This window comes from Hydrogenophaga laconesensis (assembly GCF_031457235.1).
Taxonomy (GTDB): domain Bacteria; phylum Pseudomonadota; class Gammaproteobacteria; order Burkholderiales; family Burkholderiaceae_C; genus Hydrogenophaga; species Hydrogenophaga laconesensis.
This window is the reverse complement of sequence record NZ_JAVDWE010000001.1, coordinates 806,141-819,521: the sequence shown is the minus strand read 5'-3', so window position 1 is coordinate 819,521 and position 13,381 is coordinate 806,141. Positions and strand designations below refer to the sequence as shown.

Below are 13,381 nucleotides of genomic sequence, written 5' to 3'. Positions count from 1 at the left end.
CTCATGGGTGTCAGCGGACAAAGGAGCCAAGTATGAGTGAAGCGGGTGCGGTGGTGGTCGGCAGCGGAATCATGGGGCGGGACATCGCCGCGATCTTCCTGAATGCGGGTTGGCAGACGCAGGTCGTGGCGCCCGCGTCCGGGGAGTGGGACGCGGTGCGGCGCCACGTGGCCCAGTCGGTGTCCCAGATGGGCGGGCAACTGTATGGCGACCTGTTGCACCTGCGGCCGGCGCTGGATGCGGTGGACTGGTCCGGCGTGGAAATCGTCATCGAGTCCGTGACCGAACGGCTCGAGGTCAAGCAGGGGGTGTTCGCGCAGCTCGACGCGATGGTGCCCCGGCACGTGCCCATCGGTTCCAACAGCAGCGGCATGCGCATCACGGACATCGCCCGCGCCTGCAGCAGCCGGGAGCGCATGGCCAACGCGCACTTCTTCCTGCCCGCCCACCTCGTGCCGCTCGTGGAAATCGCGCGGGGCGAATTCACACGGGGCGAGACGATGGACCGCCTGATGCGGATCTTCTCGGACGTCGGGCGGATCCCCGTGCGCGTCAACCGGGACGTGCCGGGCTTCCTAGCCAACCGCATCCAGCACGCGCTGATGCGAGAGGCGTTCTCGGTCATCGACGAGGGCCTCGCGACGCCCGAGGACGTTGACGCAGCGGTGCGCTTCGGCTTCGGCTTCCGGTACGTGGCGGCGGGGCCGATCCTGCAGAAGGAGTTCGCGGGACTGGACACGCAGTTTGCGGCGGCCTCGTCGATCTACCCGACCCTGTGCAACGACAGCGTGCCCAGCCGCACGCTGCGCGAGAAGGTGGCCGATGGCCGCTTCGGCACCAAGAGCGGGCACGGCTTCTGGCGCTGGACGGACGAGCAGATCGCGCGCGAGCGGTCGCGCTACGAACAGGTGCTGCTGCAGGCACAGCGGCTGCTCGCGCCCTCGGCGCTGCCGGGCACGGCGGAGCCGGGCGAGGGCGGGGCGGCCCCGGCCGCATGGGCGCCGGCGGCGGCACAAGAAGTGGTGGGGAGCGGCACGCCATGACGACCCCCGTGATCCCGGAGACGGAGCGCTCCCCGGTCGACGTGCAGGCCATCCACCGGGCCGCCCAGCGGCTGCAAGGATGGGCCGTCACCACGCCGCTGTTGCGCTGCGATGAACTGGACGCGCATGCCGGCGGGCGCGTCTACCTCAAGGCCGAGAACCTCCAGCGCAGCGGTTCGTTCAAGTTCCGCGGCGCCTGCAACCGCATCCTGGCCTTGACGCCTGGCGCGCGCGCGCGCGGCGTGGTGGCCTACTCCTCGGGCAACCATGCCCTCGCGGTCTCGCAGGCGGGCCGGATGCTGGACGTGGCCGCCACGGTCATCATGCCGGCCGACGCGCCGGCCATCAAGATCGAGGGCTGCCGCGCGAGCGGCGCGACGGTGCTGTTGTACGACCGCGAACACGAGGACCGCGAAGCCATCGGCCGGCGGCTCGTGGTGGAGCAAGGCCTGACGCTGGTGCCGCCCTTCGACGATGCGCTGGTCATGGCGGGCGCAGGCACCGGCGCGCTGGAGGCCGTCGCGCAGATGCAGGGGCAGCGCGTGGACACGGCGCTGGTGTGCTGCAGCGGCGGCGGCCTCGCGGCGGGGTGGACCCTGGCGCTGCGCGCGGCATGGCCCGATGCCCGCATCGTGGTGGTCGAGCCCGAGGGATTCGACGACACGGGGCGCTCGCTCCGGTCGGACAGTGCGCAGACCAATGCGCGCAGGTCCGGCTCCATCCAGGACGCGCTGCTCGCTCCTGCGCCGGGCCAACTGACCCTGCCGGTGCTGCGGACCCACGCGGCGCAGGGCGTCACCGTCTCGGACGCCGAGGCGCTGGAGGCCATGTTCTTCGCCTTCGCCGCGCTCAAGCTCGTGCTCGAGCCGGGCGGGGCCGCACCGCTCGCGGCCGTGCTGGCGCGCAAGGTCGCGCTCGAGGGCCGCAACACCCTGGTGGTCTGCTCGGGCGGCAACGTCGATCCGGCGGTGTTCGCGCGCTGCCTGTCCCTGGGCACGGAGCGGGGAGGACGGGCATGACGACCGCAGCGACCCGCTCGCCCGAGCAGCGCGTGCGCGAGCTTGGCCTGGCGATCCCGGAGGACGTCGCGCCGGCCGCCCACTACGAATTGGTGACCGTGCACGGCGGCCTGCTGTACCTAAGCGGACAGCTGCCGCGCGTGGACGGCCGCGTCGCGGTGACCGGCTGCGTCGGCGGCGGCGTCAGCCTGGAGCAGGCGCGCGAGGGTGCGCGCCTGTGCACGCTGCGCGCCATGGCCGTGCTGCGGCAGGCGCTCGGCTCGCTGGACCGCGTCGAGCGCGTCCTCAAGCTGCAGGTCTTCGTGCACAGCGACCCCGCCTTCACGCGGCACAGCGATGTGGCCGACGCGGCCTCCGACCTGTTGGTCGAACTCTTCGGGTCCGCCGGCCGCGCCGCGCGCACCGCCATCGGCGCCGCCCAGCTTCCTCAGGGCGCCAGCGTCGAGCTCGATCTGATCGTCGCCTCCACGGCGGCGGTCCCGTCTTCCAAGGAGCCTTCTCACCATGCCATCCACCGCTGAAGCCTTCATGGCCCCCGGACCGACAGCCGGGGCCGCCCCGGAGTCCCTGACCCCGCCGTCCGGTGCCTGGACGCCTGACGAGCGCCTGCGATGGCAGGCCCGCTTCGACGCCTTCAAGGCACGCGGCCTGCGCATCGACATGACGCGCGGCAAGCCCTGCACCGAGCAGGTGGCGCTGTCGGACGCGATGCTCGACTGGCCCGGCGTCGGTGGCCACCGGACGCAGGAGGGGGGCGATGCGCGCAACTACTACGGCAGCCCGCTGGGCCTGCTGGAAGCGCGCACGCTCTTCGCGCCCATGCTCGATGCGCCGCCCGAGCAGGTCGCGGTGGCCAACAATTCCAGCCTCGCGCTGATGCACGACACGCTCGTGTACGCCCTGCTGCACGGGGTGCCGGGCGGCGCGGCGCCCTGGCATGGCCAGGGGGCGAGGTTCCTCTGCCCGGTTCCGGGCTACGACCGGCACTTCGCGATCTGCGAGGCCTACGGCATCGAGATGGTGCCGGTGCCCCTCACGGGGCACGGGCCCGACATGGATGCCGTCGAGGCGCTGGTCCGCGACCCGCGGGTCAAGGGCATGTGGTGCGTGCCGGTCTACAGCAACCCCACGGGCGAGACCTACGCGCCCGAGGTCGTCGAGCGGCTGGCGCGCATGGCGACCGGCGCGCCGGACTTCCGGATCTTCTGGGACAACGCCTATGCCGTGCACCATCTCACCGACGTGGAGGAATCGGTGCCGGGCATCCTCGCGCTGTGCGCGCAGGCCGGCCACGCGGATCGGCCGCTGGTCTTCGGGTCGACGTCCAAGATCACCTTCGCGGGCGGCGGCCTGGGCCTGCTGGCGGCCTCGCCGGCCAACCTCGCCTGGTACGCCCGGCATGCGGGCGTCCGCTCGATCGGGCCCGACAAGCTCAACCAGCTGCGCCACGTGCGGCTGCTGCGCGACCACGCCGGGCTGCGCGCGCACATGGCCCGCCATCGCGCCATCCTCGGGCCCAAGTTCGCCTTGGTCGAAGCCTGCCTGCGGCGCGAGCTGGCGGGCCGCGGGCTCGCCAACTGGACCACGCCGCGTGGCGGCTACTTCGTGAGCCTGCAGGTACGCGACGGCAGCGCCCGGCGCGTCGTGGCGCTTGCCCAGGAACTGGGCATCGCGCTGGTGCCGGCGGGCAAGGCCTTTCCCCTCGGGCACGACCCGCGCGACAGCCATCTGCGCCTGGCGCCGAGCTTTCCGGGCCTGCAGGAGCTGGAGCAGGCGATGGAAGGCATCTGCCTGAGCGTCCTGCTCGCCACGACCGAGGAGGTGCTGCCATGAAGGGCCACCTGATCGCCTTCGCTGACTACTTGGCGCGCACCGCCCAGCCCGTGGGCCGGCCCGCCATCTGGCGCAAGCCCGATGTGGGCGCGGCCCTGGCGGCCCAGCCGAGCAGCCCGCAGCGGCTCACGCGGGCCATGGCGCTCACGCGCAGCGACGAGCCCGGGGCCTTCGCCCTGAACGGCAGCATCTCCCTGATCGTCCAGGCTCTGGGGCCCGGCGAGCGCGGACGCATGCACAGCCATTCGTTCTGGCACCTGTACTTCGTGCTCAAGGGGCAGGGCGCCTCGGAGATCGCCGGCGAGCGCATCACCTGGTCGGACGGCGACAGCTTCTACGTGCCGGCCTGGGTCGCGCACGACCTGCAGAACCTCAGCGACACCGAGGACGCCATCGTCTATTCCGCGCAGAACCTGCCCGAGCAGGCCTTCAGCGGCGCCCTCATGCGCAGGGAGCCAGGCGGCGGCTACGCGCACATCGCCTCGGATCTTCCCGCGGAGGCCGCCAGGGACTGAGCGGCGCGGCGCCCGCGCATGCCTCGCTTCCGCCCTTCCTCACGCCGTCCCTTTCCCATCCCTCAACCCGTTTCAGGAGTTCCCATGCATCTCGCCCGATTCCTGCGCGCGGCCACGGCCGCCCTCGGCCTGTTCGCCGCGCTCGCCACGCATGCCCAGTCGCTCGGCGACCGGCCGGTGCGTCTCATCGTTCCCTTCGCCCCCGGGGGCGCCACGGACATCGTGGCGCGCGCGGTTTCGGACGCGCTGGGGCGCGAGCTCGGCCAGCCCGTCATCGTCGAGAACCGCCCGGGCGCGGGCGGCTCCGTCGGCGCGAACTTCGTCTCCAAGGCGCCGCCCGACGGCACCGTGCTGGGCCTGGCCACCGTCTCCACGATGGCGACCAATCCGGCCATCAACCCGAAGAACCCGTACGACCCGGTCACGGGCTTCACGCCGGTCATCACGCTCGCCACCGTGCCCGTGGTGCTCGCCGTCAACGCCGCCAGGCTGCCGGTGAACAGCCTCGAGGAGCTGGTCGCACGGCTCAAGCGCTGCCCGGTGCCCTGTACCTTCGCGTCGGCGGGCACGGGCGGCGTCGGCCACCTGGACGGCGAGCTGTTCAAGGCGGTGTCCGGCACCGACCTGGTCCACGTGCCCTACAAGGGCGCGGGCCCCGCCATCTCGGACCTGCTGGCGGGGCAGGTGGACATGATGTTCGACAACCTGCCGTCGATGCTCCCGCACATCCAGTCGGGTGCGCTGCGCGGCATTGCCGTCATGAGCGCGCAGCGCAGTCCCAGCCTGCCGCAGGTGCCCACGTTCACCGAGGCCGGCATGCCCGCGCTCGACAACACGGCGTGGATGGGGCTGGTCGCCCCGCCCAAGCTGCCGCAGGCGCTCCACGACAAGCTCCAGGCCGCGGCGGCGCGCGCGCTGGAGGATCCGGTCGTGCGCCAGCGCTTCGAGAAGGCCGGCATCCGGCCCGTCGGCGGCACCTCGGCCGCGTTCGCGGCGCTGATCGAGCGCGAACTGGCCGTGCGCCGCAAGATCGTCGCGGAACGCCAGCTCAAACTCGAGCCGTGAGCATGCCCATGGTCCACGCTGGCCCCGTGCGGGCCTATCCGCTGCCGCGCGACTTCCGGGTGGGCATGTCCGAGCTGCGGCCGGCCTTCGCGGGGCTCAGGAGCCCGGAGTGCATCCTCGCGAACCACGAAGGCGCGTTCCTGATGTCGGACCGGCGCGGGGGATTCACCGCCATCGCGCCGGACGGCCGCGCCCGGCTCGTCCGGGGCGCCACGCTGGCGGGTGGACCGCTGCACGCCAACGGCATCGCGCTGCGCGGCAACGGCTGCGTGCTGGTCGCGCACCTGGGCGACACCGACGGCGGCGTCTACGAGCTGGGCGCGGACGGACCGGCCGTCCCTGTCGTCACGGCGTTGGAGGGACGGCCGCTGCCGCCGACCAACTTCGTGCTGGAGGACGCCGAGGGCAGGGTGTGGTTCACGGTCAGCACGCGGCGCATCCCGCGCATGGCGGCCTGGTACCCGGACGTGGCGGACGGCTACATCGCGGTGCACGACGAACGGGGAACGCGCATCGTGGCCGACGGGCTCGGCTACGCGAACGAACTGGCGTTCTCGCCGGACGGGCGATTCGTCTACGTCAACGAGACCCATGCCCGGCGCCTGTCGCGGTTCCGGCTGCGGCCCGGGCCGCGGCTTACCGATCGCGAGACGGTGTGCGAGTTCGAGCCCGGCGACCAGCCCGACGGCGTGTGCTTCGATGCCTTCGGCGGCGCCTGGCTGACCTGCATCGTGAGCAACAAGGTCTACGTGGTGCGGCCGGACGGCGAGCGCCAGCTCGTGCTGGCCGACACCGACAACGCTCACGTGCGGCGCTACGTCAGCGACCTGGAGGCGCGGTGCCTGCAGCGCGACAGCATCTGGACCTGCGGCAGCAGCGGGCTTGGGAACGTCTCGAGCCTGTGCTTCGCAGGACCGGAGCGCCGGACCGTGTACCTCGGGTCCCTGCTGGGCGAGCGCGTGCTGAGCTTCGACAGCCCGGTGCCCGGCATGGCGCCGCTGCACTGGCAGCGCCGCTACGCCGCGGGTGTCGGACCGGGCGCCTAGCGCCCTGGGCGACGCGCGGCAAGGAAATCCCTGTCCCGCAGCGGCCCGAGCCGGGCCTTGCCTTCATGTTCACCATCACCCCATTGGAGAGACACACCATGCCACGTCTTCTGCACTCCCTCGCCGCCATGCTGGCGGCCCTGGCCACGCTGCTTCCGGCGGCAGCCAGCCGCGCCGAACAGCCCTGGCCCCGGGACACCATCCGCGTCGTCGTGCCGTTCGCGCCGGGCGGGCTCACCGATGTGATCGGGCGCACACTGGCCCAGGAGCTGGCTGTCTCGCTGAAGGTCCCCGTGATCGTCGAAAACAAGTCCGGCGCGTTCGGCCTCGTTGGCACCGAGCACGTGGCGCTCGCCAAGCCGGACGGCAACACGCTGCTCGTCGGCGGCGGCATCGTGGCGCTGGCGGATGCCCTGTACCCGAAGCTGCGCTTCGATCCGCGCAAGGACCTGACACCGGTCTCGATGATCGAGCGCAACGGCCTGCTGCTGGTCGCGACGAATGCCGACGAGCGCTGGCGCACGGCCGGCCTGCCGGACGTGCTGGCCCGGGCGAAGGAACGCCCGGGGAGCGTCGCGGTGGCGAGCTTCGGCTCGGGCAGCATCAGCCACATGGCGCTGGAGGCGCTCAAGACCGCCAGCGGCGCGGACCTGCTGCACGTTCCCTACCGCGGCACTGCGCCAGCCCTGCCCGACCTCATCGGCGGCCAGGTGCCGCTGATGCTCGACAACAGCGTGACGGCGCTGCCCCAGGTCCAGGCGGGAAAGATCCGCGCAATCGCCTACACGGGCAGCCAGCGGCTGCCCCAGCTGCCGGATGTGCCGACGTTCGTGGAGATGGGCATGCCGTCGATGCAGATCTACAACTTCTTCGGGCTGTACGTGCCGGCGGGCACGCCGGCGCCCATCGCCGAGCGGCTGAACGCGGAGGTCAACCGGATCTTCCGGGAGCCGAAGGTGATCGCCCGGTTCGCGGAGATGGGCGCGGAACTGTACCCCGGGACGGCGCGCGATTTCGCGCGTTTCCTGGAAGGGGAGCGCTCGCGGTGGGGCCAGCTCATCCGCACGCGCGGGATCCGGCCGGAATGAACCTGCCGAGCGGGGAATGGGCGAATTCACGTTCGGTGTCGCCTTCCGGGGCGGGATGCTGCATGCCACGGCAAGCTGGGATGCGGCGCGCTGTTCCCCGCAGGACTACGCGCTGTTCCTGCACGGCGGCGGAGCCGCCACCAGCGCCGACGGCACCCGCTATCTGCGCGAGGCGCTGGCGCGCGAGGGCGTGGCCTGCGCGGCCTTTGATTTCTCGGGCCATGGGCGCAGCGGAGGGCGGCTCGCGGACGCGACGCTGCGCCAGCGGCAGGAGGAAGTGGCGTGCGTCGTCGAGGCGCTGAGGCCGTCGCGGGCCCGCGCGCTCATCGCCACCAGCATGGCCGGGCACACGGCCTGCCGCGTGCTCGACGCAGTTCGGCCCAAGGCCCTCGTGCTCTTCTGTCCCGCGGCGTACGAGGCGCGCGCCGAGGACGCGCGCTTCGGCACGGCGTTCCGCGAAGTCATCCGCGCCACCCGCACGTTCGCCGATTCGCCGGCCCTCGATGCCCTGGGAAGGTACGCAGGGCGCGTGCTCGTCGTCTATGGCACGGCGGACGAGGTCATCCCTGAGGCCGTGCGGGACGGCTATGCGCAAGCCGCCGCCCATGCGCGCAGCGCCGAGCTCGTGCGCCTGGAGGGTGCGAGCCACCGGCTGCACGACTGGCTGGCCGGCCGGGCATCAGCCCGGCGGGACCTGGTGTCCCGGCTGCTTCCCCTGCTCGCCTGACGCGCAGCCCGGCCCGGCGGCGTGCGCGGGTGGCTCGCGAAACGGCAGGACCGGCAGCCGTGTCGCGGCCAGCGACGCCAGGCCCAGGATTGCCGCGAAGGCGGCGAAGAGGATGCCGAGCGTCTGCGGGCCGACGACGGGACCATTGGCCTGCACCGCGAGACCGTCCGCGCAGGCCGCGCATGGTCCCGGCATCTGAGGCACCAGGGCGCTGGAGGCGGCGACGCCGATGGCCGCGCCGACCGCCCGCGCGAACATCTGCAGGGCGGTGGCGATGCCGATCTCGCTCGGCGGGACGGCGTTCTGGGAGGCCAGCGTCATGGGCGGCTGGCTGGCGCCGATGCCCAGCCCCAGCAGCAGCATCCAGGCCACCGCCGTCCAGGCGGCCGAGCGGCCGGGCGCCCAGGCCTGGGCGCCCGCCGCGATCGTCGCCAGCAGCAGTCCCGCGAGCGCAGCCGGCTTGTAGCGGCCGCTGCGGCGCATGTACTGCCCCGACAGGAAGGCGCCCAGCACCACGCCGGCCAGGGGCACCGCGAGCGCGGTTCCCGCGCTCGAGCCGCTCATGGCGTGGATGCCCTGAAGGTAGACCGGTGCCTGCATGTACAGCGCCCCGTGGACCATCGCGACAAGCAGGCCGACGGCAGATGCCACCGCGACGACGCGGTGGCGCCGCACGGAGGCGGGCACCAGCGGGTAGCGGGCCAGGGTCTGCCAGCCCAGGAAGGCACCGGCGAGCGCGGCGGCCGCCCCGAGCAGCGCCAGGGTGGGGGGCTGCATCCAGCCGATGCGACGACCCGACCAGGACAGCGCGAGCAGCAGGCAGGCGGTGGCACCGGACATCAGTGCGACGCCGAGCGGATCGAGGCCGCCCCGCCGTCCGGCCGCGGGCCGGCCGTCGAGGGTGCGCCAGCACAGCGCCGCTGCGGTCGCGATCAGCGGCACCTGCAGCCAGTAGATCCAGCGCCAAGACGCATGGGCCGACAGCAGCGCGCCGGCGAGTGGCCCCGCGAGGCCGGCCAGTGCGTGGGTACAGGAGATGTAGGCCTGGTAGCGGCCACGCTCGCGCGCCGTCAGGATGTCCGCGACGATGGCGTTGGGCAAGGCGACCAGCGCGCCGCCGCCCAGCCCCTGGACGCTGCGCCCCGCGACCAGCGTCCCGAGCGAAGCGGCCCATCCGCACACCAGGGCGCCAGCCAGGAACAGCCCGAGCGCGCCGAGCAGCACGCTGCGCCGTCCGTAGAGGTCGCTCAGCCGCCCGGCGAGCGGAGCACTTGCCGTGGCGCTCAGCAGATAGGCCGTCACGACCCAGACGACCTCGTCGCGGGCATCGAAGGTCCGGGCCATGGCGCCCAGCGCGGGCGCGACGAGCGCCTGGTCCGCCGCCCCCAGCAGCATGACCGGCACGAGCGCCCAGAACACCGCGTGGACCTGGCGCGCCGCGACGCCCCCGGGCGATCCTGTGCGTGCCGTCCTGGCGGGATGGGGAGGGCTTCGAGGCCGCTTCGGTGCCACGGCTCACGCGCCCACGGCGCGCCGGAGGCTCGCCGCGGTACGTCGGAGTTCCGACAGGAACCGCCTGCGGATCCCCGTCGCGGCCCGGCGGCAGGCGGGCGTCATGGTGCGGGCCGGTCTGCGGCTTGCAGGGTGCGGGCACTGGCGCCTGTGGTCTGCCGCGCGATGTCCGAGAGCATCTCGAGGATGCAGCGCTGCGCATCCTCGGTTTGCCGCGACGGGATGTGCGGGCGCGGCAGCGCATGGGTGTAGAAATGCGGACCCTCGGCAGGGTAGCCGAGCACCCAGATGTCGGGCCGTGCCGTGCCGTCGGCGCCGATGGGATGCATCGCTGCGTCAATGTCGATACCGCTCGGGTGGTAGTCGCCGTTGCGGAAAGGGCGAATCAGCCCGCGCGCGAGGAGGTGGGACGTCAGCGTGGAGGCGTCGGTCAGCGGCGAGTAGGCATCCAGCCGGGCGATCACAAGGACGTCGGCCTCGCTGCTGTGCGTGCCGGCGGGGTAGGGCGCCTCGATCCGGAACCGCGCCAGACCGTCGTCGGCGACCACCCGCGCGCCCGGCCCGCCCACGATGTCGATCAGCCCCGCCTGCCGCAACGCCAGGTACTCGGCGTTGCGCTGGCGCGGCGGACCGAAGGCCACGCGGTTGGTGGCCGCGTTGAAGTCCTGCACGAAGAAGCGATGCGATGCGGGCGTGAGCCCGCCGTGCTCCACGGCCGCGCGCAAGGCTTCGCGCGTGTCGCGCAGGACATCGGTGGCGGCCTTCACGGCGCTGCCCCGGTTGCCCTTGGCGGCCTCGAGGAGGTCCTGCTCGACGAGGCCGTGCACGAAGGCCTGGAACGCATCGAACGAGGCAAAGGAGTTCCGCTTCAGCGGCCAGAGAATGGACTCCAGGGCCAGCAGCTCGTCCGGCGTCGGCTCGAAGCCCTCGCCGGGGCCTGGTGCGTCCCCTTCGGCGTCTTGCCCGGCACAGCGGTACGCGTACGCCATTTCCCGAAGGACGAGCGGCAGCACGTCTGCCTGGAAGTCAAGGCGCGGGTCGCCCGTGGCGGCGAGCACGGCCTGCCTCGTGCGGGCCACGGTCTCCGCAGTGAAGAAGCGGGCCTGGTGGCGGCCGGTCAGTCCCTTCTGGTTGACGCCCCGCGCCGCGAAGGGCAGGCTGTTGCGGGAGAACAGCAGCAGGCGGGGCTCCCGGCCGGAGGGCAGGTAGCGCAGCGCACCTGGGGCCTGAAGGTAGCGACCGCCGCGTCCCAGCGTCAGGGCCGACACGACGTCGTGCGCGGTCAGGCCCAGCCCCTGGACGGCCACGGTGGCGGCCGCCGGGATGCTGTCCAGCGTCTCGATGGGGTAGGGCGAGGCGAAGTACGCAAGGCGGCCGTTGCGCGGAGCGTGGCGCGCGGCGAAGTCCGCGAACGAGCGGTCCTCTTCGGTCGGCTGGCGGCGGCCGTGGCCCGTGGTCAGGAAGAGATAGCGGGCCGGGTGCTCCCCGCCGTCGGCGCACACCACCCGGTGGCCCTCGGCCTGAGGAATCACGTCCCTCACGCGCTGGCGGTGGTGGGCCACGGTGACGTGTGCCGGCAGCATACCGGCGATGCGCCGGTAGGCCCAGGCGAGGTATTCGCCGAGCAGGCTGCGCGGCAGGTGGTCGGCCTGGGTGATCGGCACGCCCGATCCGGGCGCCTCGCGATGGAAGCGGTTGCCATGCCGCCGGTAGCCCGCGCCGTGCGCCCACTCGACCAGCGAGATGCCGCCCTGGCCTCCCGCCTTGCTCGCGGGTGCGAAGACGGTGACCTGCGAGGCCACGGTGTTGATGAGCAGGTGATCGGGCTGGGCGGAGCGGTGGCAGCCTTCCCCGGCCACGCCGTCGTCGTAGACGTCGATCCGGACAGGGGTCGCAGCGGGGAGCCTGTGTGCATGCTCCAGAACCCGCTCGAGCACGGTGAGCCCGCGCGGGCCCATGCCGATGATGGCCATCCGTATCGCTTGCATGGTCGATGTCTCCTCGTGTGGCGCCGTGGTCCGTGGGTCCGGCGGGTATGCCCGCGGGCTCAATGCACCGCGGAAGCGATCGGAATGGAGCGCGCGCCCTCGTGGCGGATGGGACCGTCCGTTGCGTCCTCTTCCTCGAAGAAGAAGCGGCGCGCGCCGAAGGCCGGGCGCAGCTGGTCGAGCCAGCCCGCCTGGTCGTCGAAGCCGGCATAGAAGGGCCTTCGCACCCAGAGCGGATTGCGCGCCTGCAGGAACTGCAGCGCGAACACCTTCTCACCGGCGAGCTCGACCACGCCGTCGATCATCACCTTGCCAGGGAATGCGCTCATCGATGGGCCGCGCACCGTGCGCGCGAGGCCGGAGACCGAGCGGTAGGCGCGCTGGAAGATGTCGTAGGCGCGCGCGAGGGGAAGCTTGAAGTAGTCGCTGGGGCCGGTGTCGCGCTCGACGAACATGTAGTACGGCGTCGCGCCCAGCCTCACGCCGGTGGTCCAGAGCTCGCTCCAGCAGGCCGGGTCCTCGTTGACGTGGCGGATGAGCGGCGCCTGCATCCGCAAGGTCGCTCCCGTGCCGATGATGCGCCGGACCGCCTGCTGCGCGACCGGGTGCTGCAGCTCGCGCGGATGGTTGTAGTGCCCCATCACGGCGAGATTGCGTCCGGCGGACACGATGCGCTCGAACAGACGCATCAGCTCGTCGGCGTCCTTGTCGCTGACGAAGCGCTGCGGCCAGTAGGCCACGGCCTTGGTCCCGATGCGGATGTTTTGCACGTGCGCCAGCTCGGGCGCCAGCAACGGCTCAAGGTACTCCGACAGCGAGCGCGCGTTCATCACGAGAGGATCGCCGCCGGTGATCAGCACGTCGGTGACTTCGGGGTGGCGGCGCAGGTAGGCGACCAGTTCCTGCGACTCCTTGGCATCAAACTTGAGTTCCTCCATGCCGACGAACTGCGGCCATCGGAAGCAGAACGTGCAGTAGGCGTGGCATGTCTGCCCCGCGCTCGGGAAGAACAGGACGGTCTCGCGGTACTTGTGCTGCAGGCCGCGCAGCGCGACACCGTCCAGCATGGGGATGTTGTGCGTCATCTGCCCGGCCGGGTGCGGATTCATCCGCATGCGGATCGACCGGACCACCGGATCGATCGCGGCGTCGGGCTCGCCGTTGGAGACCATGCGATGCAAGAGCGAGAACTCACTCTCGAACAACATGTCCCTGTGCGGGAAGGTCAGCCGGTAGATCGGATCGTCCGGAATGTTGTCCCAGTCGATCAGCTGGTCGAGGACATAGGCGTTGACGCGGAAAGGGAGCACCCGCGCCACGATGTCGATCGCCAGCCGCTGTTCGCCGGACAGGGCTTCCCATTGCGGCGCTTGCCGGATCGTGAGACGTGTGTAGGGCTTGTACCTGGCTGCGGCGGGGACTTGTTGCATGGCTGCTCCCTGGTTGAAGGTCTGCGGACGGCGTGGGCCGTGCATGGAAATCCGGAAGGGTCCATGCGTCGCGGTGCATTGGGAACAATCTATCGGCGCGGGGCGCCGAGATAAA

Annotated in this window: 12 protein-coding genes; 9 read left to right on the top strand and 3 right to left on the bottom strand. The window is 72.0% G+C overall.

All coding sequences use genetic code 11. The features are described 5' to 3' along the window. Positions 1–32 precede the first annotated feature (32 nt). The 9 genes from J2X09_RS03955 to J2X09_RS03915 all read left to right on the top strand — a co-directional run bounded on the left by J2X09_RS03955 (position 33) and on the right by J2X09_RS03915 (position 8,336). Positions 33–1,043 carry a 3-hydroxyacyl-CoA dehydrogenase family protein gene (locus tag J2X09_RS03955; RefSeq protein WP_063840187.1) on the top strand — a complete coding sequence of 337 codons (1,011 nt, stop codon included), beginning with the start codon at positions 33–35 and terminating at the stop codon, positions 1,041–1,043. Further along, entirely contained in the window at positions 1,040–2,062 is a 1,023-nt protein-coding gene (locus J2X09_RS03950; protein WP_092939576.1) for a threonine ammonia-lyase, read from the top strand. Before J2X09_RS03955 ends, J2X09_RS03950 begins: the two co-directional genes overlap by 4 nt. Then, positions 2,059–2,583: a RidA family protein gene (locus J2X09_RS03945; RefSeq protein WP_059400246.1), complete on the top strand. Its 525-nt coding sequence runs from the start codon at positions 2,059–2,061 to the stop codon at positions 2,581–2,583. Before J2X09_RS03950 ends, J2X09_RS03945 begins: the two co-directional genes overlap by 4 nt. Then, the gene (locus J2X09_RS03940; RefSeq protein ID WP_242455306.1) at positions 2,567–3,895 is read left to right on the top strand and encodes an aspartate aminotransferase type Ic; all 1,329 of its coding nucleotides are present in this window, start codon (positions 2,567–2,569) and stop codon (positions 3,893–3,895) included. Before J2X09_RS03945 ends, J2X09_RS03940 begins: the two co-directional genes overlap by 17 nt. After that, complete coding sequence (locus J2X09_RS03935) at positions 3,892–4,410, top strand: cupin domain-containing protein (RefSeq protein ID WP_059400247.1); 519 nt, start codon at positions 3,892–3,894, stop codon at positions 4,408–4,410. Before J2X09_RS03940 ends, J2X09_RS03935 begins: the two co-directional genes overlap by 4 nt. An 84-nt stretch (positions 4,411–4,494) precedes the next feature. Beyond that, positions 4,495–5,475, top strand: a complete 981-nt coding sequence (locus tag J2X09_RS03930) for a Bug family tripartite tricarboxylate transporter substrate binding protein (protein ID WP_059400248.1) — start codon at positions 4,495–4,497, stop codon at positions 5,473–5,475. 2 nt (positions 5,476–5,477) lie between these two features. Beyond that, positions 5,478–6,521, top strand: coding sequence for an SMP-30/gluconolactonase/LRE family protein (locus J2X09_RS03925; RefSeq protein WP_242455307.1), 1,044 nt, complete (start codon positions 5,478–5,480; stop codon positions 6,519–6,521). A 98-nt stretch (positions 6,522–6,619) separates the two neighbouring features. Next, the gene (locus J2X09_RS03920; RefSeq protein WP_059400249.1) at positions 6,620–7,609 is read left to right on the top strand and encodes a Bug family tripartite tricarboxylate transporter substrate binding protein; all 990 of its coding nucleotides are present in this window, start codon (positions 6,620–6,622) and stop codon (positions 7,607–7,609) included. A 16-nt stretch (positions 7,610–7,625) separates the two neighbouring features. After that, entirely contained in the window at positions 7,626–8,336 is a 711-nt protein-coding gene (locus J2X09_RS03915; RefSeq protein ID WP_082136753.1) for an alpha/beta hydrolase, read from the top strand. On the opposite strand, the gene J2X09_RS03910 is transcribed toward J2X09_RS03915, so the two are convergent. From J2X09_RS03910 to J2X09_RS03900, 3 genes are all read right to left on the bottom strand, one after another. After that, positions 8,289–9,755 carry an MFS transporter gene (locus tag J2X09_RS03910; protein ID WP_162015736.1) on the bottom strand — a complete coding sequence of 489 codons (1,467 nt, stop codon included), beginning with the start codon at positions 9,753–9,755 and terminating at the stop codon, positions 8,289–8,291. The two genes, J2X09_RS03915 and J2X09_RS03910, sit on opposite strands and share 48 nt — an antisense overlap. Before the next feature lie 194 nt (positions 9,756–9,949). Then, on the bottom strand, positions 9,950–11,836 hold the full coding sequence (locus tag J2X09_RS03905) for an FAD/NAD(P)-binding protein (protein WP_063840188.1): 1,887 nt from the start codon (positions 11,834–11,836) through the stop codon (positions 9,950–9,952). Positions 11,837–11,895: 59 nt separating this feature from the next. Continuing rightward, positions 11,896–13,266 carry a KamA family radical SAM protein gene (locus J2X09_RS03900; RefSeq protein ID WP_059400441.1) on the bottom strand — a complete coding sequence of 457 codons (1,371 nt, stop codon included), beginning with the start codon at positions 13,264–13,266 and terminating at the stop codon, positions 11,896–11,898. Between the last annotated feature and the right edge of the window lie 115 nt (positions 13,267–13,381).

Coding starts and splice junctions, on each gene's coding strand:
- J2X09_RS03955 (WP_063840187.1), top strand. CDS start 33: ATGAGTGAAGCGGGTGCGGTGGTGGTCGGCAGCGGAATCATGGGGCGG.
- J2X09_RS03950 (WP_092939576.1), top strand. CDS start 1,040: ATGACGACCCCCGTGATCCCGGAGACGGAGCGCTCCCCGGTCGACGTG.
- J2X09_RS03945 (WP_059400246.1), top strand. CDS start 2,059: ATGACGACCGCAGCGACCCGCTCGCCCGAGCAGCGCGTGCGCGAGCTT.
- J2X09_RS03940 (WP_242455306.1), top strand. CDS start 2,567: ATGCCATCCACCGCTGAAGCCTTCATGGCCCCCGGACCGACAGCCGGG.
- J2X09_RS03935 (WP_059400247.1), top strand. CDS start 3,892: ATGAAGGGCCACCTGATCGCCTTCGCTGACTACTTGGCGCGCACCGCC.
- J2X09_RS03930 (WP_059400248.1), top strand. CDS start 4,495: ATGCATCTCGCCCGATTCCTGCGCGCGGCCACGGCCGCCCTCGGCCTG.
- J2X09_RS03925 (WP_242455307.1), top strand. CDS start 5,478: ATGCCCATGGTCCACGCTGGCCCCGTGCGGGCCTATCCGCTGCCGCGC.
- J2X09_RS03920 (WP_059400249.1), top strand. CDS start 6,620: ATGCCACGTCTTCTGCACTCCCTCGCCGCCATGCTGGCGGCCCTGGCC.
- J2X09_RS03915 (WP_082136753.1), top strand. CDS start 7,626: ATGGGCGAATTCACGTTCGGTGTCGCCTTCCGGGGCGGGATGCTGCAT.
- J2X09_RS03905 (WP_063840188.1), bottom strand. CDS start 11,836: ATGCAAGCGATACGGATGGCCATCATCGGCATGGGCCCGCGCGGGCTC.
- J2X09_RS03900 (WP_059400441.1), bottom strand. CDS start 13,266: ATGCAACAAGTCCCCGCCGCAGCCAGGTACAAGCCCTACACACGTCTC.